30 protein-coding genes are annotated in these 25,725 nt (G+C 71.7%); 15 read left to right on the top strand and 15 right to left on the bottom strand.

The genetic code is table 11. The features are described from left to right. Positions 1-139: 139 nt before the first annotated feature. Positions 140-922: an alpha/beta fold hydrolase gene (locus ACZ4RZ_RS33325; protein ID WP_467750310.1), complete on the bottom strand. Its 783-nt coding sequence runs from the start codon at positions 920-922 to the stop codon at positions 140-142. Between the two features lie 95 nt (positions 923-1,017). On the opposite strand from ACZ4RZ_RS33325, the gene ACZ4RZ_RS33320 reads away from it, so the two are divergent. Then, the gene (locus ACZ4RZ_RS33320) at positions 1,018-2,433 is read left to right on the top strand and encodes an aminotransferase-like domain-containing protein (protein ID WP_467750459.1); all 1,416 of its coding nucleotides are present in this window, start codon (positions 1,018-1,020) and stop codon (positions 2,431-2,433) included. On the opposite strand, the gene ACZ4RZ_RS33315 is transcribed toward ACZ4RZ_RS33320, so the two are convergent. Then, positions 2,348-3,247: a hypothetical protein gene (locus ACZ4RZ_RS33315; RefSeq protein WP_467750308.1), complete on the bottom strand. Its 900-nt coding sequence runs from the start codon at positions 3,245-3,247 to the stop codon at positions 2,348-2,350. The genes ACZ4RZ_RS33320 and ACZ4RZ_RS33315 overlap by 86 nt on opposite strands. A 544-nt stretch (positions 3,248-3,791) precedes the next feature. Further along, entirely contained in the window at positions 3,792-4,247 is a 456-nt protein-coding gene (locus ACZ4RZ_RS33310; RefSeq protein WP_467750307.1) for a hypothetical protein, read from the bottom strand. Positions 4,248-4,352: 105 nt separating this feature from the next. On the opposite strand from ACZ4RZ_RS33310, the gene ACZ4RZ_RS33305 reads away from it, so the two are divergent. The 3 genes from ACZ4RZ_RS33305 to ACZ4RZ_RS33295 all read left to right on the top strand — a co-directional run bounded on the left by ACZ4RZ_RS33305 (position 4,353) and on the right by ACZ4RZ_RS33295 (position 7,532). Then, positions 4,353-4,994, top strand: a complete 642-nt coding sequence (locus ACZ4RZ_RS33305; protein WP_467750306.1) for an NAD(P)-dependent oxidoreductase — start codon at positions 4,353-4,355, stop codon at positions 4,992-4,994. 62 nt (positions 4,995-5,056) lie between these two features. Next, positions 5,057-6,223 (top strand): PP2C family protein-serine/threonine phosphatase, encoded by a 1,167-nt coding sequence (locus tag ACZ4RZ_RS33300; RefSeq protein WP_467750304.1) that lies wholly within the window; start codon positions 5,057-5,059, stop codon positions 6,221-6,223. A 154-nt stretch (positions 6,224-6,377) separates the two neighbouring features. Then, a complete protein-coding gene (locus tag ACZ4RZ_RS33295; RefSeq protein ID WP_467750302.1) occupies positions 6,378-7,532 on the top strand; it encodes a hypothetical protein in 1,155 nt (384 codons plus the stop codon). 3 nt (positions 7,533-7,535) lie between these two features. On the opposite strand, the gene ACZ4RZ_RS33290 is transcribed toward ACZ4RZ_RS33295, so the two are convergent. Then, positions 7,536-8,780, bottom strand: coding sequence for an amidohydrolase (locus ACZ4RZ_RS33290; RefSeq protein WP_467750300.1), 1,245 nt, complete (start codon positions 8,778-8,780; stop codon positions 7,536-7,538). A gap of 396 nt (positions 8,781-9,176) precedes the next feature. On the opposite strand from ACZ4RZ_RS33290, the gene ACZ4RZ_RS33285 reads away from it, so the two are divergent. Both ACZ4RZ_RS33285 and ACZ4RZ_RS33280 read left to right on the top strand, forming a co-directional pair. Further along, positions 9,177-10,520 (top strand): helix-turn-helix domain-containing protein, encoded by a 1,344-nt coding sequence (locus ACZ4RZ_RS33285; protein ID WP_467750298.1) that lies wholly within the window; start codon positions 9,177-9,179, stop codon positions 10,518-10,520. A gap of 47 nt (positions 10,521-10,567) precedes the next feature. Next, complete coding sequence (locus ACZ4RZ_RS33280) at positions 10,568-10,702, top strand: hypothetical protein (protein ID WP_467750296.1); 135 nt, start codon at positions 10,568-10,570, stop codon at positions 10,700-10,702. Here ACZ4RZ_RS33280 and ACZ4RZ_RS33275 read toward each other — a convergent pair. Then, a complete protein-coding gene (locus ACZ4RZ_RS33275) occupies positions 10,683-11,297 on the bottom strand; it encodes a TIGR03086 family metal-binding protein (protein ID WP_467750295.1) in 615 nt (204 codons plus the stop codon). The genes ACZ4RZ_RS33280 and ACZ4RZ_RS33275 overlap by 20 nt on opposite strands. 91 nt (positions 11,298-11,388) lie before the next feature. Between ACZ4RZ_RS33275 and ACZ4RZ_RS33270 the strand changes: the two genes are divergently transcribed. From ACZ4RZ_RS33270 to ACZ4RZ_RS33260, 3 genes are all read left to right on the top strand, one after another. Next, complete coding sequence (locus ACZ4RZ_RS33270) at positions 11,389-12,201, top strand: DUF6597 domain-containing transcriptional factor (RefSeq protein ID WP_467750294.1); 813 nt, start codon at positions 11,389-11,391, stop codon at positions 12,199-12,201. Between the two features lie 88 nt (positions 12,202-12,289). Beyond that, complete coding sequence (locus tag ACZ4RZ_RS33265; protein ID WP_467750293.1) at positions 12,290-12,490, top strand: TIGR03943 family putative permease subunit; 201 nt, start codon at positions 12,290-12,292, stop codon at positions 12,488-12,490. Further along, positions 12,487-12,648 carry a hypothetical protein gene (locus ACZ4RZ_RS33260; RefSeq protein WP_467750292.1) on the top strand — a complete coding sequence of 54 codons (162 nt, stop codon included), beginning with the start codon at positions 12,487-12,489 and terminating at the stop codon, positions 12,646-12,648. The genes ACZ4RZ_RS33265 and ACZ4RZ_RS33260 overlap by 4 nt, the downstream gene beginning before the upstream one ends. Here the strand turns inward: ACZ4RZ_RS33260 and ACZ4RZ_RS33255 are convergent. From ACZ4RZ_RS33255 to ACZ4RZ_RS33225, 7 genes are all read right to left on the bottom strand, one after another. Further along, positions 12,638-14,476 (bottom strand): alkyl/aryl-sulfatase, encoded by a 1,839-nt coding sequence (locus ACZ4RZ_RS33255; protein ID WP_467750291.1) that lies wholly within the window; start codon positions 14,474-14,476, stop codon positions 12,638-12,640. The genes ACZ4RZ_RS33260 and ACZ4RZ_RS33255 overlap by 11 nt on opposite strands. A 61-nt stretch (positions 14,477-14,537) precedes the next feature. Beyond that, positions 14,538-14,759: a hypothetical protein gene (locus ACZ4RZ_RS33250; protein ID WP_467750290.1), complete on the bottom strand. Its 222-nt coding sequence runs from the start codon at positions 14,757-14,759 to the stop codon at positions 14,538-14,540. Between the two features lie 84 nt (positions 14,760-14,843). Beyond that, the gene (locus tag ACZ4RZ_RS33245) at positions 14,844-16,562 is read right to left on the bottom strand and encodes a transglycosylase domain-containing protein (protein WP_467750288.1); all 1,719 of its coding nucleotides are present in this window, start codon (positions 16,560-16,562) and stop codon (positions 14,844-14,846) included. After that, a complete protein-coding gene (locus ACZ4RZ_RS33240) occupies positions 16,559-17,296 on the bottom strand; it encodes a hypothetical protein (protein WP_467750286.1) in 738 nt (245 codons plus the stop codon). Before ACZ4RZ_RS33240 ends, ACZ4RZ_RS33245 begins: the two co-directional genes overlap by 4 nt. Then, positions 17,293-17,835, bottom strand: a complete 543-nt coding sequence (locus ACZ4RZ_RS33235) for a SigE family RNA polymerase sigma factor (RefSeq protein WP_467750457.1) — start codon at positions 17,833-17,835, stop codon at positions 17,293-17,295. Before ACZ4RZ_RS33235 ends, ACZ4RZ_RS33240 begins: the two co-directional genes overlap by 4 nt. Positions 17,836-17,978: 143 nt before the next feature. Beyond that, positions 17,979-18,575 carry a hypothetical protein gene (locus ACZ4RZ_RS33230; protein ID WP_467750284.1) on the bottom strand — a complete coding sequence of 199 codons (597 nt, stop codon included), beginning with the start codon at positions 18,573-18,575 and terminating at the stop codon, positions 17,979-17,981. Positions 18,576-18,705: 130 nt separating this feature from the next. Continuing rightward, entirely contained in the window at positions 18,706-19,686 is a 981-nt protein-coding gene (locus tag ACZ4RZ_RS33225; RefSeq protein ID WP_467750282.1) for a L,D-transpeptidase, read from the bottom strand. A gap of 111 nt (positions 19,687-19,797) precedes the next feature. On the opposite strand from ACZ4RZ_RS33225, the gene ACZ4RZ_RS33220 reads away from it, so the two are divergent. The 3 genes from ACZ4RZ_RS33220 (at position 19,798) to ACZ4RZ_RS33210 (ending at position 21,395) form a co-directional block, all read left to right on the top strand. Continuing rightward, the gene (locus ACZ4RZ_RS33220) at positions 19,798-20,319 is read left to right on the top strand and encodes a SigE family RNA polymerase sigma factor (protein WP_467750281.1); all 522 of its coding nucleotides are present in this window, start codon (positions 19,798-19,800) and stop codon (positions 20,317-20,319) included. Further along, complete coding sequence (locus tag ACZ4RZ_RS33215; RefSeq protein WP_467750280.1) at positions 20,309-21,025, top strand: L,D-transpeptidase; 717 nt, start codon at positions 20,309-20,311, stop codon at positions 21,023-21,025. Before ACZ4RZ_RS33220 ends, ACZ4RZ_RS33215 begins: the two co-directional genes overlap by 11 nt. A 91-nt stretch (positions 21,026-21,116) precedes the next feature. Then, positions 21,117-21,395, top strand: coding sequence for a ribosomal protein L7/L12 (locus ACZ4RZ_RS33210; RefSeq protein ID WP_189187014.1), 279 nt, complete (start codon positions 21,117-21,119; stop codon positions 21,393-21,395). A gap of 152 nt (positions 21,396-21,547) precedes the next feature. On the opposite strand, the gene ACZ4RZ_RS33205 is transcribed toward ACZ4RZ_RS33210, so the two are convergent. Beyond that, positions 21,548-22,354 (bottom strand): hypothetical protein, encoded by an 807-nt coding sequence (locus ACZ4RZ_RS33205; RefSeq protein WP_467750278.1) that lies wholly within the window; start codon positions 22,352-22,354, stop codon positions 21,548-21,550. Between the two features lie 152 nt (positions 22,355-22,506). Here ACZ4RZ_RS33205 and ACZ4RZ_RS33200 point away from each other — a divergent pair, with 152 nt between their 5' ends. Both ACZ4RZ_RS33200 and ACZ4RZ_RS33195 read left to right on the top strand, forming a co-directional pair. Further along, on the top strand, positions 22,507-22,845 hold the full coding sequence (locus ACZ4RZ_RS33200) for a helix-turn-helix domain-containing protein (RefSeq protein WP_467750276.1): 339 nt from the start codon (positions 22,507-22,509) through the stop codon (positions 22,843-22,845). 279 nt (positions 22,846-23,124) lie between these two features. After that, a complete protein-coding gene (locus tag ACZ4RZ_RS33195) occupies positions 23,125-23,328 on the top strand; it encodes a cold-shock protein (protein WP_010986199.1) in 204 nt (67 codons plus the stop codon). Between the two features lie 309 nt (positions 23,329-23,637). Here ACZ4RZ_RS33195 and ACZ4RZ_RS33190 read toward each other — a convergent pair whose 3' ends face one another. Then, positions 23,638-24,057, bottom strand: a complete 420-nt coding sequence (locus ACZ4RZ_RS33190; RefSeq protein WP_467750275.1) for an ATP-binding protein — start codon at positions 24,055-24,057, stop codon at positions 23,638-23,640. A 190-nt stretch (positions 24,058-24,247) separates the two neighbouring features. Next, positions 24,248-24,712 (bottom strand): cupin domain-containing protein, encoded by a 465-nt coding sequence (locus ACZ4RZ_RS33185; RefSeq protein ID WP_467750273.1) that lies wholly within the window; start codon positions 24,710-24,712, stop codon positions 24,248-24,250. Positions 24,713-24,929: 217 nt separating this feature from the next. Between ACZ4RZ_RS33185 and ACZ4RZ_RS33180 the strand changes: the two genes are divergently transcribed. Further along, the gene (locus tag ACZ4RZ_RS33180) at positions 24,930-25,724 is read left to right on the top strand and encodes an FkbM family methyltransferase (RefSeq protein WP_467750271.1); all 795 of its coding nucleotides are present in this window, start codon (positions 24,930-24,932) and stop codon (positions 25,722-25,724) included. Position 25,725 lies beyond the last annotated feature (1 nt).

Here is a 25,725-nt window from a genome sequence, read left to right as displayed (position 1 = left end):
CTCAAAGACGGGGCGGTGCGGTGGAGGGTTGCCCATGGGAGGCGGCCCGGGTCGGCTCCCGGCCGCGGCGGGTCGGTTTCGAAGCTGCGACGGGGTCGGTTCGAGCCGCCGAGGGGTCGGATTTCGAGCCGTGGGGGGCTCAGCTTTCGAGCCGCGCCAGGAAGGCCGCCAGCACCTCGTTGAACTCCTCCGCCCGCTCCAGGTTCGGCATGTGGGCCGCCGAATCGATCACGTGGAGCGTGGAGTCGGGGAGTGCCGTGTGCATCGCCTGCGCGTCGGAGACCGGGGTGTACTCGTCGTCGGCGCCCACGACGACCAGGGACGGGACGGTGACTTGGGTCAGCAGTTCGCGGTAGTCGGGGCGTTCGGCCCGGCCCCGCAGGGCGGCCGCCGCTCCCTCGGCGGGCGTCGAGGTCATCATGCGGTGCACGTGGGCCGTGACCCGCGCGTCCGCGTACGGCGCGACCATCTTGTGCAGCACCTCGTCGGCGTACCCGCGCATTCCCTCGCGCAGGAGACGGTCCGCCACGTCGTTCCGTGTCTTCTTGCCCTCGGGCGTCTCGGCGGCCGGGAAGGTGTCGGCGAGGACCAGTCCGCGGATCCGTTGCGGGAACTGCCGGTAGCACTCCATGGCGATCTGGCCGCCCATGGAGAGCCCGGCCACGACGAACTCCGCCACCCCCAGCTCGTCCAGCAGCGCCGCGATGTCCTCGGCGAAGGTGGAGAGCGGAGTGACCCCGGGGACCACGGGGGACGTGCCGTAACCGCGCAGGTCCGGGGCGATCACGCGGCGCCCCGCCGAGAACGCGGCGATCTGCGGAGCCCACATGGTGTGGTCGAAGGGGTGGCCGTGGATCAGGACGAGGGGCAGCGCCGTCGAGTCGGCGCCCCCCTGGTCCTCGTACGCGAGGAAGGGTGCCATGGCCACGACCCTAGGCTCGTCCAACTCCTCGGTGCAATAAGATCATTGCCCTCGGTGCAATCCTGTTCCGGGGCGCGGAACAGGGGGCCCACATGGTGGAGGACTACCGGCGGATCGCCGACCGGATCGCCGACGACATCGCCGCCGGACGGCTCAAGCCCGGTGAACGGCTGCCCCCGCAGCGGGTGTTCGCGCGGCGGCGCGGGATCGCCGGATCGACGGCCGGGCGGGTGTACGCCGAGCTGGTACGGCGCGGACTGGTCGTCGGCGAGGTCGGGCGGGGCACGTTCGTCCGGGCCGCGCCGCCCGCCGCGGGCCACGCACTCGCCGAACCGGCGACCACATCTCCGATCAACCTGGAGCTCAACTATCCCTCCGCACCGGGCCAGTCGGAGCTTCTCGCCCCCGCCCTCGCCCCGCTGCTGCGCCCCGACGTTCTCGCGGAGTCCCTGCGTACCGCTCCCGCCACCGGCACGGCCGCCGCCCGCGAGGCTGCCGCCGCTCTGCTCGCCACCCCGGGCTGGCGCCCCGCCCCGTCCCGGCTGGCCTTCGCGGGCAACGCCCGTCAGGCGATCGCGGCCACGCTCGCCTCGCTCGTCCGGCCCGGCGGCCGCGTCGGCACCGAGTACCTGACGTATCCCCTGGTCAAGGAGATCGCGACGCGCCTGGGCATCACCCTCGTCCCGCTGCCCATGGACGCGGAGGGGCTCCGCCCGGAGGCGGTCGCGTCCGCCCACCGCTCGACACCGCTCTCCGCCGTGTACGTCCAGCCGACCCTGCACAATCCGACGTCGGTGACGACGGGTGAGCGGCGCAGGCGCCAACTGGCCGACGTGATAACGGACTTGGACCTCCCCGTCGTCGAGGACCGCATCTGGTCCTTCCTTCACGAGGGGCCCCTCGACCCGCTCGGCGCGTACGCCCCCGAGCGCACGTACGTCGTCGACGGCCTCTCCAAGCGCGTCGCACCGGGTCTGACGGTGGGTTTCCTCGTCGCCCCGGAGGGGCGGGCGGAGCAGGTGGCGGCGGCCCTGCGCTCGGGCGCGTGGACCGCGAGCCGGTTCGCGCTGGAGGCGGCGGTGCGCTGGATCGCCGACGGCACGGTGGACCACCTGGTCCGCGCCAAGCGGGCGGATGCGGCGCTGCGGCAGCAGTTGGTCACCGAGCACCTGGGCGAGTACACGGTGCGCTCCGACCCGCGGGGGTATTACGCCTGGTGGGAGCTGCCGTATCCCTGGCGGGCGGACACCTTCACGGCGGCGGCTGCGGACCGGGGGATAGCGATCACCCCAGGTTCGGCCTTCGCCGTTGGGGGTGCTCACCGGCGCTCGCAGGGTGCCGCTCTCCTGGGGACGGGTCCCGCCCCTGGCGGCACGCATGCCCACGGCTACGAGAGCTTGCAGGACGCCCGTGCCCGGACCTCCGTCAGGCTCGGACTCGCGTCGACTGCTCCGCGGGAGCTTGCCGGTGCTCTGCGGACGCTCGCCGGTGTCGCGCGTACGCGCCCGTGAGCAAGGCGCCCAGGGCCACGGCGAGGCCCAGTGCCAGCAGCCCCCAGGAGACGAGCCGCAGGGTGTCCGTGAGCGCGTCGTACACCGCGCCCGCGGCCGTGCGCGACAGGTCGGGCGGCAGATCGGCGAGGGTGAGCCGGCGCCCCAGGGCGATCCCGGCGCCGAGCAGCGCGGCGCCCAACGCGGTGCCGAGCCCGGTCGCGAACACCGCCCGGCGGCGGCACACCGCCAGGAGGATGCCCCCGAGGGCGAAGACCACCGCCGCGACCGGCAGCCAGAAACCGGCGACTTCGAGCATGTGGAACCCCTTCCGGAGCTGGGCCAGATCCTCGGCTTCCAGCACGGTGATCTCGGTGTGTTCGACGGGGATCCGGTCCGCCAACGGCATGTGATCATCGGCGAGTTGATGCTTCACCTGCTCGGTGACCGGCGCGAGGTCGACGGTCACCGCCTCCGCGCGGTCCTCGCGCAGCGCCCGCATCACGGCGTCGTGCGCGGCCATGTTCGCGGCCTGCCACGCCGTGCGGTACGCCTCGGTCTCGGTGAACGAGCGCACCGCGTCCCGCACGAAGTGGTTCACCGGCCCCTGCAGCCGGGGCCGTACGTGGACTTCGCGCAGGATCCCGTCCGTCACGCCGGCCGCGATCGCGTCGCGTACGTCGGCGTCAGCGGCGAGCGGCGCCATCATGGCCTCGAACCGCACGGGGTCGCCGAGCCCGTACATCGCCCAGGTCGACAGCGCGCCGAGCGGCGCGAGCAGGCAGGCGAGCACGATCAGCGCGGCTGACAGAGCGCTCCGGAGACCTTGGGACACTCCACCAGGCAAGGCGTCCAGGCCGCCTCGCGCGAGCGGTTCGCCTGCAAATGGGCGCATAGGGCAAGCCGAACGGGGCCTGCGGGTCACTCACCCGGGCCTCGGCCGCGGTTCGACCGTCGTGTGGCCCGACACCCCAGTAATCACGGGCCGGGAGGCTCTCCGGTGGAGCACTCACCCGAACGGGTGTTTCCTGGATCTGGGGAGAAGGAGGCGATAGGCGCACCACTCCGGCCGGAGCGACAACTCCAACGGGCACAACTCGTCCGGGTACGGCGACCCCTGTGACGACCCGGCTGGAGTTCCTCCGGCTCGGGAACCTGGAGCTTCAGCGTCTCCGGCTCGTTCGGCCGGGACCTGAACGGCTCCTCCTCGGGCTCCTGGGACTGGGTCCCAGGTGGCAGTAGGTGAGTGAGGGAGACGCACGAGGCCCCGGCAGCTTGCCAGGGCCTCGTGCGCCGTTTGCCGACAGCGCCCGCGCGCCGGTGCGGAGCGCCGTTTGCCGAAAAAAGCGCCCGCGCGCTGGTGCGGATCAGCCCGCGCGCTAGTGCGGATCGGGGTGCCCCTCCGCGTCCTCGTGCGTGTAGTAGCGGTAGAAGGCCACCACGAAAACGCCCGCCGCGACGCCCAGTGCCATGAACATGGACCGCAGGACGCTCGCGCCGGTCTGGCTGTACAGGAAGCCGAACGTGATGCCCGCGAACGCGGTCCACAGCACTGCGTGCAGTTCGCGCTTCAACAACGGCGCCACCATGCGTACGCCGATGTAGAGAGCCGCGAACCCGATGGCGGACACGAAGCCGAACAGGACGTTCCAGCCCGTGATCGGGCCGCCGCTGCGGTTGATGGCCGCGGCCCAGAAGCCGTAGACGAGCCCGCCGCCGATGGGTATCGCCCAGTGGGCGATGGCGTGGGTGCGCTCGTCGAAGACATCGGGTGTGCTGGGTGTTGGTATGCGTGGTGTCTTCGGGACGGGTGACGCCGGTGCCGCATGAGCCATGGGAGCACTCCTCTCTCCTCGCCCCCCGCCTTCCAGGGCACACCTCGCCAGGGCGCCTGGCAAGTCGGGATGCGGCGGCTTTGGCCCCGTGTTTCGCTGAATCTCATGAAGCTCGTTCTCTTCGGCGCCACCGGCATGGTCGGGACCCGAATCGCCACGGAGGCGTCGGCGCGCGGACACCAGGTCATCGCGGTGAGCCGGTCCGGGCAGTCCCCGATCCCCGGGGTCACGGCGACGGCGGCGGACGCCTCGGACCCGGCGAAGGTGGCCGGGGTCGCGTCGGGCGCGGACGCGGTGGCCTCCGCGTGCGTGCCGCCGAGAGACCTTTCGGACCCGCGCGAGCCCTTCATGGCCCTCAACAAGGCGCTGGTCGAGGGCGTACGGCAGGCCGGAGTGCGGCGGCTCATGGTCGTCGGCGGAGCGGGCAGCCTGGAGATCGCGCCCGGCCAGGCAGTGGTTGACCAGCCCGGCTTCCCCGACGCCTATCTGCCGGAGGCCCTCGCCCACCGCGACGTCCTCGCGTTCTACCGCACCCTCGACGACGAGGACCTCGACTGGACCTACGTCTCGCCCGCCGCCGAGATCAGCCCCGGTGAACGTACGGGCACGTTCCGTGTCGGCGGCGACCTGATGCTCACCGACGACCACGGCAACAGCCGGATCAGCGCCGAGGACTACGCGATCGCCTTCGTCGACGAGCTGGAGGAGCACGCCCACCCGCGCGCCCGGATGTCGGTCGCGTACTGATGCCGGTCGCGGCGACTCGCGTCGCGGGCCGGCGAGGACGAGAACGAAGGTGGTACGGCGAGGTGGGCGGGCGCAGATCCGTACTCGACCAACTGCTGCGCGCGCGGCGGGCGGACGCCGTCCAACAGCAGAAACTGCTGCTGGTGCACGGCCGCAGCGTCGCGTGGCTGCCACCGCTGCTGCTGCTCCTCGCCATCGCGGTGCTCGACTGGAAGACCTCCGGCGAGTTCCGGATCATCTCCTGGATCGTGCTGGTGCCCGGTATCGCGGCGGCGATCTGCGGGGTGTGGGGCACGGCGGCGTTCGCGGTGCTCTCGCTGGTCGCCTACATCACCGTGGACACGTCCTGGCCGCACCAGTATCAGACGGGCCTGCCCGACTTCATCCTCGTCGCCCTCGGCGGCATCCTCGCGATCCTCGCCTGCGCGGTCCGGATCCGCGGCGAGCGGCGCATGCTGCACATGCGGGACATCGCCGAGACCACCCGGCGCGCCGTGCTGCGCCCGCTGGCGCCGGGCTGGGGCGACCTGGACCACGCGGCCGTGTACCTCGCCGCCGACAGCGAGGCCCGGGTCGGCGGCGACTTCTACGACATCCAGCCGGGCCCGCACGGCACGCGCGTCCTGCTCGGCGACGTCCAGGGCAAGGGGCTCGGCGCGGTGGAGGCGGCGGCCGCGCTGCTCGGCACGTTCCGCGAGGCGGCATACCACGAACCCCTCCTCCACACGGTCGCCGACCGCCTGGAGACCCGGATGCTGCGGCACGTCGGCTACTCCACCGCGCTCGGCCGGGACGACGGCGACCGGTTCGCCACCGGAGTCCTGATCGGCTTTCCGGCAGCCGCCCCGGAGGCCCCGGACACCATCGAGTTCGTCAACTTCGGCCACGAACCGCCGCTCGTGGTCGCTTCCGACGGCGTACGGTCGCTGCCGCCCGGCGGCGGACTGCCGCTCGGGCTCAGCGAGTTGGCGTTCGACCCGCCGCCCGTGCTCCGTGTCGCGCTGGCGTCCCACGAGACCTTGCTGCTGGTCACCGACGGCGTGACGGAGGCCCGTGACGCGGGCGGCGTCTTCTTCCCGCTCCGCGACGCCGTCGCCGAGGCCCTGGCGAAGGCCCCGCGCACCGCCGACCCGCACCTGCTCGTGAGCCTCGTCCGCGACGGCACGCTGCGGCACAGCGGGGGCCACTTGGCGGACGACACGACGATTTTCGCCGTACGACGCCTGTAGCGCCCGGCGAGCGGGTCGTCGGCGGGCGTTCGCACTCCTGCCCCTGCGGGCGTTCGCACTCCTGCCCCGGCGGACGTTTGCACTCCTGCCGTCCCCCCTTTGCAGGCGCAGCGGTTACCGTGCTGCCGTACGTGATCGATGGGGGAGGGAACCTATGCCCGGAACCGTGCTGCTCCTCGCGGCCTCGCCGGTGGGCAAGGGGTGTCTGGTGGACGCGGCGTCCGTGCTCCCCGTGCTGGCGGCGGTGTCGCCCGCGGTGCTGTCGGGCACCGACACCGCGAACGTCGTGGAACTGGCCGACCCGCTGGAGCCGCAGGCGGTCCTCACCCGGCTGCGCGCGGCGGCGACGGCCCCCGGCCCGCTGACGGTGTTCGTCACCGGCCAGCTCCAACTGGACCGCCGCCAGCACCTGCCGCACCTGGCCCTCGCCCGCACCACTCCGGCGACGGTCCGCTACACCGCCTTCCCCTGGCACTGGATCACCGAGGAGCTCCGCCTGCGCCCACCGGGCACGACCACGCTCTTCGCCGACCTGCACGCCGACGCGGAGACCTGGGACCACCTCGTCGCCCGCCCGCTCACCGCAGGCCCGTTCGCCGCGCTCTACGGCCGGGTCGCGCCGCCTCCGCCGCGCCGCACGGTGGCGTCACCGACGTACATGCGAGCCGTCGCCACGATTCTCCGCAGCGGTTACCGTCCGCCGCTGCCGCAACTGCACCAGCAGGCGTTGACGCGGGTGTTGGGCGAGGGGGCGCGCACGGACATGGTGCTGGCGCCGCGGGCCCCCCTGGGGGCGGCCCCGCCGGTGGCCGCCCCGCTGGTGGTGGCACCCCCGGTGGTGGTATCGCCGCCACCCCCGGCGCAGCCGTCCGCGGCCCCCGCGGACCCGCACGAGACCATCTCCGCCGCCGTCCAGGCCGGCCGGCACGGTGAGGCCGACGCGCTGGCAGGGCAGCGGGAGCAGGAGGCGCTGCGGATGGACGGTCCCGCCTCCGAGACCGTGCTGCACTGGATGGAGGTCCGGGCGGACCTGGCGATGTTCGCGGGGGACGCCGAGCGCAGTTGCCGTACCTGGCTGGCGATCGCGGGCGCTCGCCTGAACGCGGGGCAGGCCCCCGACTCCCCGGCCGTGGAGTCGGCCGTGGACCGGGCCCACCACCAGTGGGGCCATATCGACGACGCGCCGCGGGCCCGTGAACTGGGGCCGATGCTGGCCGACTTGAGGCTGCGCGTGCCCGGGCGCAGGCAGGGCGCGCTGGACCACGTCCAGCAGCAGCTGCGCCGGCTGGAGCTCCAGACGCAGGCCTGAGGGTCACCCCAGCGACAGCGAGGCGAGCGCTCCCGACACCAGGGTCCGCACACCCGGCGCGACCGTCGACAGGTCAGGGGCGAAGTGCGGGCTGTGGTTGCTGGGCACGGCCGCGAGTTTCTCCATGATCCCGCCGCCACCGGGAGCCGCGTTCCACACGTCGGCCGGCGTGCTCGTCACGAACCAGTAGGAGTACGGCAGTCCACCCTCCGCGAGCCGGGGGAAGTCCTCGCTGCCCATCGCCGGACCGGGGTCCATAATCGTCCCGGCGCCGAAGACCTCGCCGTGCACGGCGGCGACCCGGCGGTCGGTGTCGGGGTCGTTGACGGTCATCGGGAAGCTGCTGCCGACGGTGATGTCGGGCTCGCGCGGGCAACCGGCCGCCAGACACTCGCCGGCCGCGATGCGCCGAATCGCCGCGATCATCCGCTGCCGCACCTCCTCCGACTGCGTACGGAGGTTGAGGGCGAGATGGGCCTCGGACGGAATGATGTTGTGCCGGGTGCCCGCCTCGATCCTGCCCACGGTCAGTACCGCCGACTCGCGCGCCGCGACCTCCCGGCTGACGACCGTCTGCAGCCGGGTCACGAGGTAGGCGGCCGTCACCACGGGGTCGACGGTCGCCTCGGGCCGCGAACCGTGCCCGCCCCGCCCGTGCACGACGATGTCGATGTCGGTGGAGGCGGACATGATCAGTCCGGGCGAATGGGCGTAGAGTCCCGCCGGGCCGGGCGTCGCGTGCTGGGCGAGCAGCACGTCGGGGCGTGGGAAGCGCTCGTACAGCCCGTCCGCGAGCATCCGTGCCGCGCCTTCCCCCGTCTCCTCGGCTGGCTGCCCGACCACGACCAGCGAGCCGGACCAGGTGTCGCGCCCCGCCGCGAGCGCGTCGGCGGCGCCGGTCAGCCAGGTGACGTGCAGGTCGTGACCGCAGGCGTGCATGACTCCGGCGGTCTCGGAGGCGTAGGACAGTCCGGTCTCCTCGGTGACGGGCAGCGCGTCCATGTCGGCGCGCAGGAGCACAGTCGGCCCGTCCCCGTTCCGCAGGACCCCCACGACTCCCGTACCGCCCACGCCGTCGACGGTGTCGTACCCGGCCTTCCGCAGCCGCTCCGCGAACGCGGCCGCCGTGCGGTGTTCCCGCAGCGACAGCTCGGGATGCCGGTGCAGATCCCGGTAGAAGTCCTCCAGGGCGGGGACCGGGAGGTCTGCGGTGAGGTCCAGCGCGGTGCGGGCGGCGGGAGAGGTCACGGGGTCAGGGTATGCGGGGGAGAGCCGGAAGCGGCCGCCGGCGGAGGGGGGATTCTGCTGACGGCCGCCGGCCGGGAGATGATCAGTGAGTGGCCGCGGATCCGCCGACGTACTGGGTCTGCGGGGCGGGGTGCTGCTCCGCCGCCCTCGCCGGGCCCGCGTTCGCCGCCGTGACCAGTGCGGCCACGGCGATCACGGCCGCACTGAACCCTCTGAAGTAGCGCGCGTGAATACGTCGGAGCACAGCGACCTCGCAACAACAGCGGCGTATTAAGCATGCTTAACCTGTCGCTTAACGTAGGGGCTTCCGGCATCAAAGGGCAAGAGGCACTAGGGGAGTTGGACATTAGTCAGGAGTCGACTGAATGTAAGTCGACTTAATGGCATGCTTAATCCATGGCGGAGCGTGACGGCCCGGAGGTCATCGGGCGCAGGGTGCAACAGCTGCGTACGGAACGTGGGCTGACGCAGAAGCAGTTGGCGGAGCCCGCGTATACGCCCGCGTACATCTCCACGCTGGAGGCGGGGCGGGTGCGGGCCTCCGAACCCGCCCTGCGGCACATCGCCGAGCGGCTCGGGGTCGCGTACGACGAGCTCGCCACCGGGCGGCCCGCCCACCTCGCCACCGACCTGCGGCTGCGGCTGACCGACGCGCAGCGCACGCTCGCCACCGGGGAGGCCGAGGTCGCGGCGGAGCAGTACGCCGTGCTGCTCGCGGAGGCGGACGCGCACGGGCTGCTCGCCGAGCAGGCCGCCGCGCTGCTGGGGCTCGGTGAATGCGCCCTGGAGACCGGCGACCTGGCCACGGCACGTGAGCGCTTCGAGGAGTCCGAGCGCAGGATGGGGGACGCGCCGCTGCCGCAACGCGTGCCCGCCGTGCGCGGACGCGCCGTCTCCCACTATCTCGCCGGTGAACTCCGTTACGCCTGCTACCTGTTCGAGTCCACGCTCGACGAGCTCAACCGGACGGGACTGCACGACCCGGACGCGCTGCTGCTGCTCTACACCGGGGTCATCGCGCCCTACATGGACATGGGTGCGCACGCCCGGGCCGCCCAGGCGGCCGAGTTCGCGCTGGCCCTCGCGCCACAGGTCGGCGACCCCGCGCTGGTGGCCCGGATGCACCGCTCGGTGGCCCGGACGATGATCGCCGAGGGGCGGATCGCCGAGGCCGACGTGTCCCTCGCCAAGGCCGCCGAACTCTACCGCCAGCTCCAGATCCGTACGGAACTCGCCAACTGTCACTGGATGCGGGGGTACTTGTACGCCCAGAACGGTGAACTGGAGCGTGCCGAGGACGAATTGCGCGAGGCGCAGGCCATGCTCTCCGCCAAGCGCGCCGCCCTCTACACCAGCCAGGTCGCCGTGGAGCTGGCGGATGTGCTGCACCGGCGCGGGAAGTCCGACGAAGCCGCCTCGTTGCTGCACGCGGTTCTCGGGGACCTCAGCCCCGAGCGCGGGGCCGTGCACTCGGCCGGGGCGCACCGCCTCCTCGGGATCATCGCGGAGGACGCCCGGGACACGGAGGCGGCCGAGGAGCACTACGTGCGCGCCATGAGCCTGCTGGAGCGGGCCGGGGCGGCCGGGGACCTGGCCGACCTGTGCCGGCTGCTCGGGGATCTGCTGCGGCGCACCGGCCGGGTCGAGGCGGCGCTCGACGCCTACCGCACCGGACTCGGACACCGCACCGTACCCGGCACCACGACCCTCGGCCCGGCTCCGGCGCAGCCGCCGCTCTAGGGTCTGTCCGGCGCCGGGCTGTCGGCGCCGGGACCCGTGAGGCGGGCGTGGGCGCACTTGCGGGGCTCGACGGCCCGGCGTCGAGCACCCTGACCCGGAAGTGGCTGGGCCGGCACCCCGTGCGGCCCGGGCTCATCGCGGGCCTCGAAGAGAGCCACTACCTCAACGGCTCGAAGGGCTGAACTCCGGCTCGCGGCCGAGGAAGGCCACGAGGCGGTCCATGGCGGGGGTGTTCTCGTCGACGGGGACGATCTCGCCGAACGGCATGTTCTCGCCCCGGTACTGCGGGGGAAGGGTGGCCTTCGCCCGGGCCAGGGTCTCGGTCACCTCCTCCTCGGTGAAGGGGACCGGCCGGCCGGTGGCGACCGCCAGGTCCCAGCCGTGGGTCACGTACTCCATGAGCGTCATGTCGAACACCGTCTCGGCGGGCAGCTTGCGACTGCCAGTCACGGCGACCTCGCGGTCGAAGCCGTACCGCTTCCAGCCGGCGACGAGACCGGCCGCCGCGGCGCGGAACTCGGCGGCGGCGTCGGCGCCGCGCTTGTGCCGGCCGGGATCACCGTCGTACGACCGCCCGTGGCAGCCGGACTCGAACAGCAGGAGCCAGCCGACGAGGTGGTCGACCAGGGTCTCGACGTCGTAGTCGTGGCAGGGCGTCGGGAGGCTCAACTGGTCCGTGCCGACGCCCTGGACGAGGTCGCCGGTCTTGGCCAGGACGCCCGCGAGAAGACGGACTCTCTCCACGGGTGGATCGACGGGGGAATCGACTCTCTTCATGGCTGAAGTGTAGGAACGGGCGCTGGCGGTGGTCTTGAAGAAACCCGACACTTCGACCTCGCTGTCTCGGTGCCCTCGCTATCTTGGTTGCGTGACTCGGCCGGCCGAACAGGACACCCGGGGCATCGTCGCCCCCCGAGCCGGGTTCGAGCGCTTCACGCTGACCCGGCACGAGCCCTCGGCCGACCTGGCCTGGGCCGTGGACCGTTACTGGGTGGTCCGCTGGGACCTGCGCGCCGGGGACACGTACGAGCAGCGCGTGATCCCGCACCCCGCCACGCACCTGGTGTTCGAGGCGGGCGCCGCGACCGTCGAGGCGATCTCGCCGCATGAATTCGTACGTCGCCTGGAGGGCCGTGGCCAGGTCCTCGGCGTCAAGTTCCGGCCGGCCGGCTTCCGGCCGTTTCTGCGGGGCGCGATGGCGGACATCGCCGGGCAGCGGCTGGTGGCGTCGGACGTGTTCGGTGCCGAGGCGGACGGTGTCGCCCGTGTGCTGGGCGAGGCGGACGACGTGAACGGATGCGCGGCCGTCGTGGAGGACTTCCTCCGCACCCTCGACGCCCGGCCGCTGTCCAGGACCGCCGCCCTGAACGCCATGGTCGAGCTCATCGTCGCCGACAAGTCGCTCACCCGCGTCGGTGATCTCGCCGAGCGGCTCGGCATGAACACGCGCACGCTGCAGCGGCTCTTCGCCGACCATGTCGGGCTCAGCCCCAAATGGGTCATCAACCGGTCCCGTATCCACGAGGTCGCGGACCTCGCCACCCGGCAGGAGTCCATCGACTGGGCGGCCCTCGCCGTCGAACTCGGCTACAGCGACCAGTCCCACCTGGTCCGCGATTTCACCGCGACGGTGGGCATGCCGCCGGGCCGTTACAGCAAGAGCTCGACTCCGGGGGCCTGATGCGGCTCGGGCCAGGCGTCCTTCGCCCCCTCCGCCCCTGAAGGGGCGCGCGGAACTGCGCGACAAGCACCCACCCACCCGCGGGCCGGTGCATCTGAGCCTCGGCCAGTTCACGTCCCGGGCGATCTACGACAGCGGCAAGTCGCTGAAGGGCCGTACCGTCCGGATGACCGGCTTCGTCACCCGGGGCGACAACGGGACCTGGTACCTGGCCCGGCTCCTCATCACGTGCTGCGCGGCCGACGCGAGCACCTACAAGATCGAGGTCAAGGGCGCCGACGCCCCGTGAACGACACCTGCGTCACCGTCACCGGCACCTGGCACCCCAAGGGCGGGCTCGGCTCGGAGGATGCGTGGCCGCCGGTACTGGTCGCCACGTCGGTGAAGCGGGTGAAGCAGCCGGAGGACCCGTACGAGAGGCGTTGGCAGGGAGGGGTTACGGCGTGACGATCGGGAAGGCCTTGTCAGGCTCGGTGACGTACGAGAGCAGGCGGGCCAGGAGCTCCGGGTCGCCGTCCGTCTCGATGCCGGCGAGGCCCTGGCCCGAGAGCAGCCCGAGCAGCTCGGGCCGGGTGAGGATCAGCGTCAGACCCGCGTGCGGCTTGGGTGTGTGGTGGACGGGCATGCTGCGATGGGTGAGCGCCCCGTTGTGGAGGTTGACGCGGTGGCGGCGCTGCTCGTCGATGACGATGAAGTCGAGGGTCAGGTGCTCGTTCCAGGCGCGCGGGCCGTCGATGCGGACAGCGACCGAGTCGAGGAGCATGCTCACGGTCAGCGCGGACGTCGTCTCGGAGCCTGCGGTGTCGATCTCGACGGCGGCCGTGCCCTCGCGCAGCTCCAGGGCGGCGGTGAGGTAGAAGTTGCGCCAGGTCCCGTTCTCGGAGCCGTGCCCGAGCCGGTCGTAGACGGCGGCGAGGGCTTCCTTGGCCGCCGTGTTGTCCGGATCGGCGAAGACCAGGTGATTGAGCAGGGTCGCGGCGAAGCGAAGGTCGCCGCCGTCGGCGTACGCGCGGGCCTTGTCGAGCACCTGCTCCGCACCGCCGCCCACCTCCACGTACCGCCGGGCGAGTTCGACGGGCGGATGCTCCCAGAGGTGGGCGGGATTGCCGTCGTACCAGCCCAGGTACCGCTGGTAGACGGCCTTGACGTTATGACTCAACGACCCGTAGTACCCCCGCGCGTGCCAGGAGTTCTCCAGGGCGGGCGGCAGGCGCAGCTCCTCGGCGATCTCGGGGCCGGTGAGGCCGTTGTTGATCAGGCGGAGGGTCTGGTCGTGCAGGTAGGCGTACAAGTCCCGCTGCTCGCCCAGGAATCGGACGACGTTCTCCCGGCCCCAGGTCGGCCAGTGATGCGACCCGAAGGCGACGTCGTACGCATCGCCGAAGATGTCCATCGTCTCGTCGAGGTACCGGGCCCAGACACGGGCGTCGCGGACGAGGGCGCCGCGCAGGGTGAGCAGGTTGTGCAGGGTGTGGCTGGCGTTCTCGGCCACGCACAGGGCGCGCTGCTCGCGCAGCAGGAAGTTCATCTCGGCGGGCGCCTCGGTGCCGGGCGTCAGCTGGAAGACGAACCGCACCCCGTCGACGGTCTCCTCCTGCCCGGTACGGGTGATGTCCACGGTCGGCGCGACGAGCCCGGTGCTGCCGGTGGAGATGACGGTGCCGAGCCCGGTACCGATCTGACCGCGCGGCCCCTTGGGCAGCCGGGTCCCGTGCATGAAGTCGGCGCGCCGCAGCATCGCGTTCCCGGCGTAGACGTTCTCGCTGACCGCGTGCTCCAGGAATCCGTCGGGCGCGAGCACCGGCACCCCGCCCTCGCTCCCGTGCGGCAGCACCCCGCGCGCACCGCCGAAATGATCGACGTGCGAGTGCGTGTAGATCAGCCCGGTCACGGGCCGCTGCCCCCGGTGCTCCCGGTACAGCGAGAGGGCGGCCGAGGCACACTCGGCGGAGATCAACGGGTCGACGACAATCACGCCCCGCTTGCCCTCGACGACGGTCATGTTCGAGAGATCGAGCCCCCGAACCTGATACACACCCTCGGTGACCTCGTACAACCCCTGCCGCGCACACAACCGCGCCTGCCGCCACAGACTGGGATGCGCGCTGTCCGGACAGTCGTCACCCAAGAACGCGTACGCGTCCCCGTCATAGACGACCTGTCCCTCCCCGTCCCTGACCACACCAGGCACCAACGCCGCGATGAACCCCCGATCGGCGTTCTCGAGGTCCGCGAGATCGTCGAAGGGAAGGTCATCACGCGCCGGGGCAGTCATGCGTCCAGCCTGTGTCGCGGGCCGGGGGGTGGCTAGCGGTGTGGGCCGTTCGGGGACTGGGTCAGAGTCGGTCCATCCGGGTGTAAGGGCTGAGGACGCGGACCTGGCGGGCGCCGAAGTCGACGAGCATCGCGATGCCCTCTTCGACGCCGACGATCGTGCCCAGGCCGTATTGGTCGTGGGAGACGCGGTCTCCGAGGCTGAACTCCTTGGCCACGGGGATGACCGGGGCGGCGAAGGGGCTGGTGGGCAGGTGGCGCCGGGGCGCGGAGGGTTTCGTCATCGTGTAGCCAGTATGGGCCCTATTTTTTTGCGGGGGGTAGGGCCTTATGGTCTCGATCCCGCTCCGACTCGGGCTTCCCGGCCCTCAGCCGGTCCCCTGGACCCTGGACGGCCGTGCGGGGACGGGGACAGTTCCCCAGGCCGACGGAGCCAGCCGGTCGCGTACGTCCGCGGTGATGCGGGCGGCGAGATGCGAGGTGGCGGCGGGGAGCTGGGCCGTGCGGGGCGGGTGTTCGCCGTGTGCGGGGTGCTGGGCGAAGAGGGCGACGGTCACGGCGAGTCGCGGGTCGTACGTGGTCTGCCACAGGGTCCGGGTTCCAGCGCCCGCCGTGTATGTGGTCAGGGGGGCGGGATCGGTGGCGTGCAGGAGTTTGGTGATCGTTTCGGCGCCGAACCGGTCCATCGCCGTCCGGGTGCGGGGGTGGGCCGTGAACAGGGTGCGGCCCGCGCGGGTGATCTTCTGGACTGTGTAGGGCTGGGCGTAGATGCCGCCGGCCGCCGCCGTGGCGTACGCGGCGGCCATGTCCAGCGGCGTGGGGGCCGTGCGGCGGGGCAGGGTCGCCAGGGGGGCACCCAGTTTCGCCGCCGTGAACGGCTCGAGCGCCGTGCCCGCCTCCACCGCTCCGTGCAGCGCGTCGTTGAAGGGCTGCCGGGCGTAGTCCGCGCCGCCGTACAGGACGCGGACTGCGCCGTCGCCCGGCACCAACGCGACCACCGCCGTGTGGAGCTGAGCGCCCTTCTCCGTCGGCTTGGGCGGATTGGCCGGCTCGTCGGTCACCAGTTCCGCGGTCGCGTCCTGGGCCGTGAGGTCGAAGGTGGTGCGGACCGTGTAGCCGCCGCGGGCCAACTCGTCCTGGGTGATGCCCAGCCGGTCGGCGGCCTCCGCCGCGGCCGCGTCGATCAGGTACTGGCGCTGGCCGTCCGTGTCCCCCGGCGGGTAGAAGCGGAAGGCCGGGAAGCGGGCCGCGGCGCGCTGGGCGGGTGTGATGGCCCTGCTGTCGGCCATCGCGTCCAGCACCCACTCCCACCGGTCCGTCAGCTTCGCCGTCACCTTCGCGTCCGAGCCCGCCTTCTCGTAGTACGAGGGGATGTTGACGATGGCGGCCAGGGCAGCTCCCTGGCTGACCGTGAGGTCCTTTGCGTCCACGCCGAAGTAGTTGCGGGCTGCCGCCTGGATGCCCGCCGCCCCGCGGCCGAAGTACACCGTGTTCAGGTAGCCCCGCAGGATCTCGTCCTTCGACCGGGTGCGGTCCAGCTTGATCGCGATCAGGGCCTCCCGCGCCTTGCGGGACAAGGACTGCTGCGGACTGAGCAGCGCGTTCTTCACGTACTGCTGAGTGATCGTGGAACCGCCCTGCCGGCCGCCGCCGCTCACCGTCGACCACGCCGCCCGGGCGATCGCGCTCGGCGAGATCCCCGTGTCCGTACGGAAGGAGCGGTTCTCCGCGGCGATCACCGCCTCCTGCACATGCCGCGGCACCTGCGAGAGCGGGATCTCCTGACGGTCGACCGGGCCGCGCCGCCCCAGGTAGTCCCCGTGGGTGTCCACGAAGACCGTGCTCTGCATCGCCGTCTCCGGGTGCGGCTCGGGGATCACCGTCAGCTTGTACGCCACCACGGCCGCGCCGACGAGGGAGAGCAGCACGACGAGCAGGGCGATCAGCACGCGGCGGAGGCGGCGGCCACGGGTGCGGCGGGCCCCGACACGGCGGGCACGGAGGTAGCGGCCGAGGCGGGCCCGGGCGCGGCGCCGCAGGGGCGGGCGGGTGGCGCCTTGCGTGTCGGCGCTCCTTCGGGCCCTCACGGCGCGAACTCCTGGCTCGCGATCACCCCGCCCGCCGAGTCGTACACGGTGACTCTCTTGGTGACGCCGATCACGCCGCTCGCGGACGTCACGGAGTCCGGCACCTTCGTTTGCAGGTACCAGACGCCCCAGCCGGGCTTGCCCGCGAGCGTGAGCGCGGTGCCGTTGCGGTCGCCCGCGGTGGTCTCGACCTCGACGCGTGCCGGTTCGCCCCTGCCATGGAAGATGCCGGAGAGGAAGTAGCTGCCCTGCTGCCCCGACTCCTGGAGGCTGACGCCGGGCCTGCTCATGTCGAGGTTGCCGTCGGAGACGCTGCGGAACTGGGCGCCGGGTGCCCCCGGCTCCAGCCAGTGCTTGCCGTCCTCGGTCAGCCAGATCTTGATGCCGGGCGCGACCTGTACCCGCTCGCCGGGCGTCACCACCCGCACCTTGCCCGCGGGCACCGAGGGCGAGGGGCTCGTGGTGCCGGCGCTCGCGGCGGGCGACTTCACCCGCTCGCCGGGCCCGGCGGCCGCGCCGTCGCGGAGCGCGACCACGGCCAGCGGCACCAGCAGTACCCCGCAGGCCGCCCCCAGCACGGTGGACCTGCGGCGCCGCCTGCGCCGGCGGCCCTCGCGCTCGATGGCGGCCAGCGGCACCGCGGAGGGCGTGACGTCGTACGCGGCCTCGGCGAACACCTCGCGCAGCCGCTCGGCCTCGGCCGGGGGGCGCGGGGAACGGAACGGGTGGTTCATGGGCGGTCTCCGGAAACGGGGTGTCGGCCGTCGAACAAGGGGTGGGTGCGCAGGGCCTCCAGGCCGCGCCGGGCATGGGTCTTGACCGTGCCGACCGAGCAGCCGAGCAGCTGGGCTATCTCGGGCTCGCCCAGGTCCTCCCAGTAGCGCAGCACCATCACGGCACGCTGCCGCGCCGACAGCGAGGCCAGCGCCTGGCCGAGGGCCGCCCGCTGCTCGACGGTCTCCGCGTGCCCGGGCTCGCGCTGGTGCACCCGCTCCGGCAGGAACGGCATCAGCAGATGCGCGACCCGTCTCTTGCGCACCCGGCTGAGGTTGTTGTTGACCAGCGAGCGTCGTACGTAGAAGTCGACGTCGTCGCGCGGGATGCGCCGCCAGCGTGCGTAGACCTTGGCCAGCGTGGTCTGGACGAGATCCTCGGCCTCGTGGAAGTCGCCGGTGAGCATGTGCGCGGTGCGGACGAGGCGCGGCCAGGCCGCGGTGGCGTACGCCGCGAAGTCGCCGCTCTCGTCGGCGACCGGGGAGGCGTCAGCGGGAATTTCGCGCGTTTCCGCGGCGATTGGGGAGGCGGCGTCGGTGGGGTTGTGCGGCACGGCCGGCGGTCCCTCGGGTCGGGTACGTGGGGGGTGGGGCGGTGCGGGGGAGCCGAGACCTGAACAACCCGACTCCCCCGCCCGCACGCTCAGTTCAGCTTCAGCTGGGCGTAGACCTTGCCCTTGGTGGTGCGGACGGTGACGTTCTCGAAGTAGTCGAGGCCGCCCTTGTCATCGGTCGCCGGCACCTCGGTGGTGGCGTACCAGACGCCCCAGCCGGGCTTGCCGGCCAGCTCCAGCAGCTTGCCGTGCACGGCTCCGGACTTGGTCTCGACGGTGACGCGGGACGCGGTGCCCTTGCCGCCGTAGTAGAGGCCGGAGAGGAAGTAGTGGCCGTCCACGCCCTCCGTCTGCATCGACACACCCGGCCGCGTCAGGTCGATGTTGCCGTCGACGACACTGCGGAACTGCGGCTCGGGATTGCCGGGCGTCGTCCAGTACTTGCCCTCCTCGGTGAGCCAGATCTCCGCGCCGCCGGGGACCTTCACGTGTTCGCCCGGGGCGACGATCCGGGCCGTAGGGGCCTTCTTGGCAGCGGCTTCGGCGACCGCGGCCTTCGCCTCGGTGACCCGCTGTTGCGTGCCGGACGCCGCCTTCCCCTGTGAGGCGGCGTACGACACCGCAGGCGTCCCGACCAGTGCGACGGCGACCGCTGTGGCAGCCACGTACTTCTGTATCCGTGTCATGAACGGACAACTCCTCGCGATGCAGCGATGTGCGATGTACGAAACGGACTGGAGGGCGCCTCTCCACTCCTCCAAACTCCGGTCCCCCGCGCCCCGGATGACACCGAGGCCGAAATTTCCCGAGCGGGCCTCACGAGAGGGCACTCCCCGCCCGCCACTGCTCCCAGCTCAGGTTCCAGTCGCCGTATCCATTGCCCACGGCCACCGTGTCCTTGGAGCCGACGACCGTGACGACGTCGCCGGGGATGACCTCGTCGTAGAAGCTCTTCGCCGTGCCGTCGGTGGCGAGCCCGATGCACCCGTGGGTGACGTTCTGGTGTCCCGCGTAGGTGTCGGCCTTCGGGTTCTGGTGGAGGTAGGTGCCCGAAGCGGTGAGGTGCACGGCGTAGTAGTAATAGCCCGCGTACGCGTCGCCGTAGCCGACCGTCCGCGAGTTCATGAAGACCTTCGTCGCCTTGTCGGAGACGACCATCGTGCCGTTCCAGGTGTCCATGCCCGGGGCGCCCGCGGTGATCGGAACCCGGTGCGTCGAACCGGCCTTCTCAACCGTCATGGAGTGTGTACGCACATCGACTTCGGCGACGAGGGAGCGGCCCACCGTGAAATGGCGAGTGATCCCGGCACCGGCCCGGACGGTGACCGCCGTGCCGGGCTTCCAGTACGTGCGCGGCCGGAAGTCGACGCGCTGCCCGTCCAGCAGATTGCGGTCCTTGACCCAGCTCCAGGAGCCCTCGACGTCCGCGGTGACCTTCAACTGCCGTTCCACATCCGCCCGTTCGGCGGCAGGTATCACGTGGTCGAAGGTCACGGATATGGGCATGCCGACCCCCACGGTCTGCCCCTCGGCGATGTTGACGCGGGCGCCCTTCAGGGACTTGAGCGGCGTGGACGTGGGCTTCGGCGTCGGATTGACGGTGGTCGTGACGGCCGGCTTCGCGCCCGCGTCCACCCCGGCGCCCGTACCGCCGCTCCCGTCCGCCACGGCCCGCGCGGAGCAGCCCGCCAGCGCGAACGCGCACACCACCGCCGCGCCCCAGGCCCGCCCGAGCCGGCGCCGCCCGCCTCCCCTGGTCCCCCAACTGCCCGTACTCCCCGTGCCGCCTGTGGTCATCGCGCTCCCCCTGTGGTGTGTTTCGATGTGCGACGTACGGGACCTGTACGCATGGCAGGGACGGCCGGGTTGCATCGGGCCGCGGAAATTCCGGAAACTCCGGCGGGGGGCATGACCGAGGAAGAGTTCGACGCGTTCTACGCTGCCGCGTTCCCCCGGCTGACCGGCCAGCTCTACGCCTTCACCGGGGACCACGGCGAGGCGCAGGACGTCGTCCAGGAGGCGTTCGTGCGCGCCTGGGACCGGCGGCGGGAGTTCCTCGCCGACGGGGCGCCCGAGGCGTGGATACGGACCGTGGCGATGCGGCTCGCGGTGAGCCGCTGGCGCCGTGCGCGCCGCTGGCTCGAGCTCGTACGGCGCACTCCGCCGCCCGAGCACACCCCGGGTCCCGACCCCGAGCGCACCGCCCTGGTCGCCGCGCTGCGCACGCTGCCCGAGCCGCAGCGGATGGCGCTGGTCCTGCACCATCTGTGCGACCTGAGTGTCGAGCAGGTAGCCTCCGAAACCGGTGCCCCCGTGGGCACGGTCAAGGCCCGCCTGTCCCGCGGCCGGGCGGCGCTGGCACGGGTGCTGTCCGCGGACTCGGCGGACCCGGCCGGCAAGGGGGAGAGGGAGGACGACCGTGTCCGATGAACTCACCTCGGAACTGCGGGAGTTGGCGGCCGAAGGCGAGACGCTCCCGGCGCTGTCGGGTGCGGAGATCCGCGACCGGGCGGTACGCCGCCGACGCCGCCGCCGTACGACGCTGGCCGTGGCCGGCGTCTCCGCCGTGGCGGGGCTGGCCCTCGCGCTCGTCCTGAACCTCGGCGGCGGCACGGATCAGCGCCCGGCCCCGGCCGCGAGCCCCACCGGGACGCCCAGCCTCCCGGTGGTGCCGGACGCCACGGTCGACCTGTCCCGGCGGGTGATCTCGGTGGGGGGCCGCGAACTGCCGCTCTCCTCCGGCTCCGCGTGGACGCCCACGAGGACGGGCCGGATGACGGTCACCGCCAAGGAGTCCGTCAAGCTGATGCCGGGCAGTGTGGCCGGCATCAAGGACGACTACAGCCTCAAGGTCCCTTGGGTGATCGAATTCAGCGCCTCCGACGGGACGGCGAGCTACATCGCCGCCCTCACCTACGACGAGAAGGCCCCCGGCAGCTACGACCGCACGACCGGCTGGATCGGCCTGCGCCAGAGCGACGCGAAGTGGCTGTACGAGCAGTTGAGCCTGGGCTCGGTGATCGACGTCGAGGGGACGGCCCCCACGGCCACCCCGACATCGAGGCCGACCTCCACACCACCCACCGCTGCGCCGGGTGCGGGTGCGGGTGCGGGAACGGGGACGTCGGGCGGCTAGGACGTCGTGGCGACGAGCGTGAACGAAGCGCGCTGCCGGGCCTGTTGCGCCGCATCGGTTCCCGCGGCGGCGGGTCCTAGGATCACTGACCATGGAAATAACGGGTCTCTTCGTCCTCGCCGCGCTCATGATCGCGAGCTTCGCGGGACTGGAAAGCAAGCTGGGCCGCACCGACCGCAGAATCGCGCGTGTCGAGCACAAACTCGACCTGATCCTCGACCACCTCGGCCTGCACCAGGACGACCCGCATCTTCCCCAGGTCGCCGCCCTGCTTCGCGACGGCAAGAAGATCCAGGCCATCAAGGCGTACCGCGAGGCCACGGGGGCCGACCTCAGGGAGGCCAAGGAGGCGGTCGAGCGGATGGGGTGAGCGGGGGTGGTTCTTCGCCCCGCCGCCCCTGCCCGTCCCGTACCGGCCTTTCGGCTGCGGGTGGGTGGGGGCTTGTCGCGCAGTTCCCCGCGCCTCTTCAGGGGTGCGGCCCCCAGGTACGGGAATGGGCAGGGGCGGCGGGGGCGAGAAACTCAGCCCTGTGTGGGCGGCGGGGTTTTGCCCGCCAGGACGTCCTTCAGGCGGGTGGCGCCCGCTTGGGCGGCCTGTTGGGTGGAGTCCTCTTCGGCGCCGTCGAGTCCGCCGTTGGTGAGGGAGAGGGCGCTGTCGCCGACCCGTACGGCCACGAAGTCCAGGGTCAAGGTGGAAGGATCGCCGTCCACTTCACCGTTCATGGTGATCGCCAGCCCCTGGCGGGCGTCGCCCGCGTCGGGCAGCGACGTCGAGATGACCTGGACGGTCTGCTTCCCGCCCTTGTTGTCGACGGCGGTGAACTGGTCGCACTTGTCAGGCAGCGTCTTCAGCCACGCCAGCTTCGCGTCCACCTCGGACTGCGTGTATCCGGCGACCTGGTAGTGCATCTGCCCGTCGTTGTCGCTGTCGTCGAACCCGGTGGCGGCCCGCGCCCCCTTCGGGTCGCCGAGGAGGTCCTCGGCGTACAGACCGTCGAGCAGCTTCTGGCAGTCGACGGCGTTCTGCTTGTCCGTGACGAAGGACTCCGCGTCGACCTTGCTCTTGAGCAGCGTGTCGTGCCAGGTCGCCGTGCCCTGCGTCTCGGTCCACTGGGACCCCAGGTCGGAGTTGGTGATCAGCGCGGCGTTGGCCTGCGCCGCGGTGAGCGGGGGGGTGGCGGACGCGGTGGGGGAGTCCTTGGCCACGGGGGATGCCGGGACATCCGTACGACCGGAACCAGCACTGTCGCCGCTGTGGGAACACGCGGCCGTCGACAGCAGCATGCCCGCGGTCAGGGCGGACGCGAGGAGACAGGACGGACGGTTCATGGCGAGGGCCTCCCGAGGACGCGGTGTGTCCTCCCACGCCACCACCGGGCACGGCCGCCCACCAGCGCACGGGGCCGTCCGGGTGAGCCCGGCCCCGCCCCTTCGGCGGACGCCCTTGGGGTGCCTTCCGTGGATCTGTCAGAGTGGAGGTGATGCAGCTGCCCCAGGGAACCTCAGCGAGCCCCACCGACCTCTTCGAAGACGACGACTACCCCGCGTACACGATGGGCCGCGCCGCCGAGATGATCGGCGCCACCTCCGCGTTCCTGCGCGCCGTCGGCGAGGCGGGCCTGATCACGCCGCTGCGGTCCGGGGGCGGCCACCGCCGCTACTCCCGCAGCCAGCTGCGCGTCGCCGCCCGCGCCCGCGACCTGGTGGACCAGGGCACGCCGGTGGAGGCTGCCTGCCGCATCGTCACCCTGGAGGACCGCCTCGACGAGGCCCTGCGGCTCAACGCGGAACTGCTCCGGTCGGCGACGCAGGACGCCTGATGATGGGCGCTCACGGTCTGCGGTGCTGTCTCCGAACGGTATGAATATCTGTTTCGGCCGAGGTAGAAATTGGCTCGGGGCGACGCCAGATTTTTTATTCCCCGGAGTGGGGTGAGATAGTGCGGCCTCCCCCGGGACCAGTACCGTGCTAGTGTCGATATCAGTTGCAGTTGTGGTTCCCAAAGTTTTTCCGGTGCGTTTTCCGGACGGGGCAATCATCGCGGCGACGCAGGTCCACACAGTGTGGGCCTTCGAGCTTTGCCCCGAAGGAGATATGACATGGCTACTGGCACCGTGAAGTGGTTCAACGCGGAAAAGGGCTTCGGCTTCATCGAGCAGGACGGCGGCGGCGCCGACGTCTTCGCCCACTACTCGAACATCGCCACCCAGGGCTTCCGTGAGCTCCAGGAAGGCCAGAAGGTGACCTTCGACGTCACCCAGGGCCAGAAGGGCCCCCAGGCGGAGAACATCGTCCCCGCCTAGTCCGGGACCCGCTGACGCCTGACTTCCGAGTCGGCCGACGCTTACAGGTGGCCGGGACCCGCACCCTGAGGTGCGGGTCCCGGCCACCTGCTTTTTGTTTCCCTCGGGCTTCTTCCCAGCTTCCTCGGGCCGTCTTCCGGACGTCTTCCCTCGATGAATTTCCGGCGAATTTCCCGGCCGCGTTACCCATTTTCAGCACTGCGAAACTCACTCTGCTGAGGCACCATGCGTTGCGTGGTCGCCCGTTTCCGCTTCGACCTCATCAGGAGCGAGGTCGAGCAGTCGATGGACGGTACGCCGGTCGCGGTACTACACCGCCAGGACCGCGCGGACCGTCTTGCCGCCGAAGCCGGTGCTGACGATCTCCAGGCTGTGGGCCAGATGCTGGACCATCGCGAGGCCGCGGCCGCTCTCCGCGTCGGCGTCCAGCGGGCCGACGCGGGGCCGCCCGGGGCTGTCGTCGTGGACCTCCACGGTCACCTGTCCGTGCCCCAGCTGCAGGCGCAGCCGGCAGCCGGTGCGGCCGTGCCGTATGGCGTTGGCGACGAGTTCCGAGGCGATCAGCGTGGCGTCGTCGACCTGGTCGGCCGTCGGCGCCGCCATCCGCGGCCGCGGCCGGGTGAGGAACGCCGACGTCAACCTGCGGGCCCTGCCCGCCGAGACGGCCGTACGGGGCAGTGTGTACTCCACGCGGGCGGTCGGCCGGACGGCGCGCTGGTGCGCACGCATGACTGACACCTCTCTTCCCCCTACCAGGACAACCGGCACCCGGCGGCTCCATCCCCGCCGTCCGGGACTCGCGCGAAACGGTGCGCGGCCGGTCCTGCCTCCGGGTGATGCCCACCCCTGGTGATCCGCAACCAGCGCCTTACGTCACAAAGCCGCCAAGGAGCCGTCCGGGCAGGTGTCGGAGCCCCGATCAGAGCCCCGAGTCGAGCATGTGGAAGTCCTCGTAGTCGAAGCCCGGGGCCACCACGCAACTGACCAGGACCTCCTGATCAGTTGCCGGGTGGGCGGACTGCCAGACACCGCCGGGGACGAGGACCTGGGGGCGTTCGCCGGCCTCGATGGCGGGGCCGAGGCGGACGACCGTGGGCGTGGAGTCGGGGGTGTGGCCTTCGCCGCCGAGGAGCAGGTCCAGGGGGCCGCCGCGGTGCCACAGCCACAGTTCGTCGGAGCGCACCTTGTGCCAGGCGGACGTGTCGTGCGGGGTGAGCAGGAAGTAGATCGCGGTCGCGGCGGCGCGGGGGCCGGGGTAGCCGTCGGGTCGGAAGGCCTGTGGCGCCGTCCATGTCTCGGCGAACCAGCCACCCTCGGGGTGCTGTTGCATGCCCAGCTCGGCGGCCAGCGGCGGGACGGCGGAAGGTGTCTCTGGAGAGGTCACCACATGGCTGTACCACGCAGATGAAGGCGGTTCAACCAACTCCCGGTGCGCGCCCCGACATGTCTGAAAGGGTGTGAGGATGCCGACCCTTCACAGAAAACTGCTAGGGCTGCTTCCCCGGATAGGGGTGCGGGTTCTGGATCTCGGTTCGGGTACAGCGGTGGTCTACCGGCGTGGTGAGCGCAGACGCGTTCCGCTGGGTCGGGGTGCTGATCTGGTGCTGAGCGGCAGGACCGCGGCCTGGAAGAGCGTGCCGCTGGGGGACACCGGCGCCCGCCTGCTCCTCGACGAGAAGGCGACGGCGGCCGACGAACGCCGGTTCCAGGTGGCGGCCGCGGCCTACCTCTGCGGGCAGCACGTCGCCGCACTCCTCGACCGGTACGAGGTGAACTGCGTCTTCGACGTGGGCGCCAACGCCGGCCAGTACGGACGGCAGTTGCGACGCCTCGGCTACAGCGGCCGGATCGTCTCCTTCGAACCCACGGCGGAGGCCTTCGCCAAGCTCCAGAAGGCCGCCGAGGAGGACCCCGACTGGTGGGTTTACCAGGTCGGGCTGGGCCGCGAGGACGCCACCCAGTCCATCCACGTGGGCTGGAACACCATGAACTCCCTCCTCCCGCCCAGCGATTACGGCAAGGACCGCTACAAGCGGTTCGCGAAGACGCGCACCGAGGACATCGAGATCCGCCGGCTCGACGAGGTGATGGACAAGGCGCTGGCCGGGATCACCGATCCCCGGCCCTATCTGAAGATGGACACCCAGGGGTACGACCTGGAGGTGTTCGCGGGCGCCGGGGGCCGCGTCCCCGAGTTCGTCGGGATGCAGTCGGAGGTCGCGACGCTGCGGCTCTACGAGGGCAGTCCCCGGATGGGCGAGGCGATCGCCGTGTACGAGGAGAGCGGCTTCGAGATCACGGGCATGTACCCGGTGTCGCGGGAAGCGGCGACGGGCCGGGTGGTGGAGTTCGACTGCGTGATGGTGCGCGCGGCCGCCGTACCCCCGTCCGACTAGC

This window comes from Streptomyces sp. NPDC027189, from assembly GCF_055566975.1.
The sequence above is the reverse complement of the archived record's forward strand: the minus strand, read 5'-3'. Positions and strand labels throughout refer to the sequence as shown.

Coding starts and splice junctions, on each gene's coding strand:
- ACZ4RZ_RS33325 (WP_467750310.1), bottom strand. CDS start 922: ATGGCACCCTTCCTCGCGTACGAGGACCAGGGGGGCGCCGACTCGACG.
- ACZ4RZ_RS33225 (WP_467750282.1), bottom strand. CDS start 19,686: ATGACCACAGGCGGCACGGGGAGTACGGGCAGTTGGGGGACCAGGGGA.
- ACZ4RZ_RS33240 (WP_467750286.1), bottom strand. CDS start 17,296: ATGAACCACCCGTTCCGTTCCCCGCGCCCCCCGGCCGAGGCCGAGCGG.
- ACZ4RZ_RS33275 (WP_467750295.1), bottom strand. CDS start 11,297: ATGAAGAGAGTCGATTCCCCCGTCGATCCACCCGTGGAGAGAGTCCGT.
- ACZ4RZ_RS33190 (WP_467750275.1), bottom strand. CDS start 24,057: ATGCGTGCGCACCAGCGCGCCGTCCGGCCGACCGCCCGCGTGGAGTAC.
- ACZ4RZ_RS33205 (WP_467750278.1), bottom strand. CDS start 22,354: ATGAACCGTCCGTCCTGTCTCCTCGCGTCCGCCCTGACCGCGGGCATG.
- ACZ4RZ_RS33230 (WP_467750284.1), bottom strand. CDS start 18,575: ATGACACGGATACAGAAGTACGTGGCTGCCACAGCGGTCGCCGTCGCA.
- ACZ4RZ_RS33310 (WP_467750307.1), bottom strand. CDS start 4,247: ATGGCTCATGCGGCACCGGCGTCACCCGTCCCGAAGACACCACGCATA.
- ACZ4RZ_RS33285 (WP_467750298.1), top strand. CDS start 9,177: ATGGCGGAGCGTGACGGCCCGGAGGTCATCGGGCGCAGGGTGCAACAG.
- ACZ4RZ_RS33305 (WP_467750306.1), top strand. CDS start 4,353: ATGAAGCTCGTTCTCTTCGGCGCCACCGGCATGGTCGGGACCCGAATC.
- ACZ4RZ_RS33195 (WP_010986199.1), top strand. CDS start 23,125: ATGGCTACTGGCACCGTGAAGTGGTTCAACGCGGAAAAGGGCTTCGGC.
- ACZ4RZ_RS33210 (WP_189187014.1), top strand. CDS start 21,117: ATGGAAATAACGGGTCTCTTCGTCCTCGCCGCGCTCATGATCGCGAGC.
- ACZ4RZ_RS33220 (WP_467750281.1), top strand. CDS start 19,798: ATGACCGAGGAAGAGTTCGACGCGTTCTACGCTGCCGCGTTCCCCCGG.
- ACZ4RZ_RS33255 (WP_467750291.1), bottom strand. CDS start 14,476: ATGACTGCCCCGGCGCGTGATGACCTTCCCTTCGACGATCTCGCGGAC.
- ACZ4RZ_RS33250 (WP_467750290.1), bottom strand. CDS start 14,759: ATGACGAAACCCTCCGCGCCCCGGCGCCACCTGCCCACCAGCCCCTTC.
- ACZ4RZ_RS33200 (WP_467750276.1), top strand. CDS start 22,507: ATGCAGCTGCCCCAGGGAACCTCAGCGAGCCCCACCGACCTCTTCGAA.
- ACZ4RZ_RS33295 (WP_467750302.1), top strand. CDS start 6,378: ATGCCCGGAACCGTGCTGCTCCTCGCGGCCTCGCCGGTGGGCAAGGGG.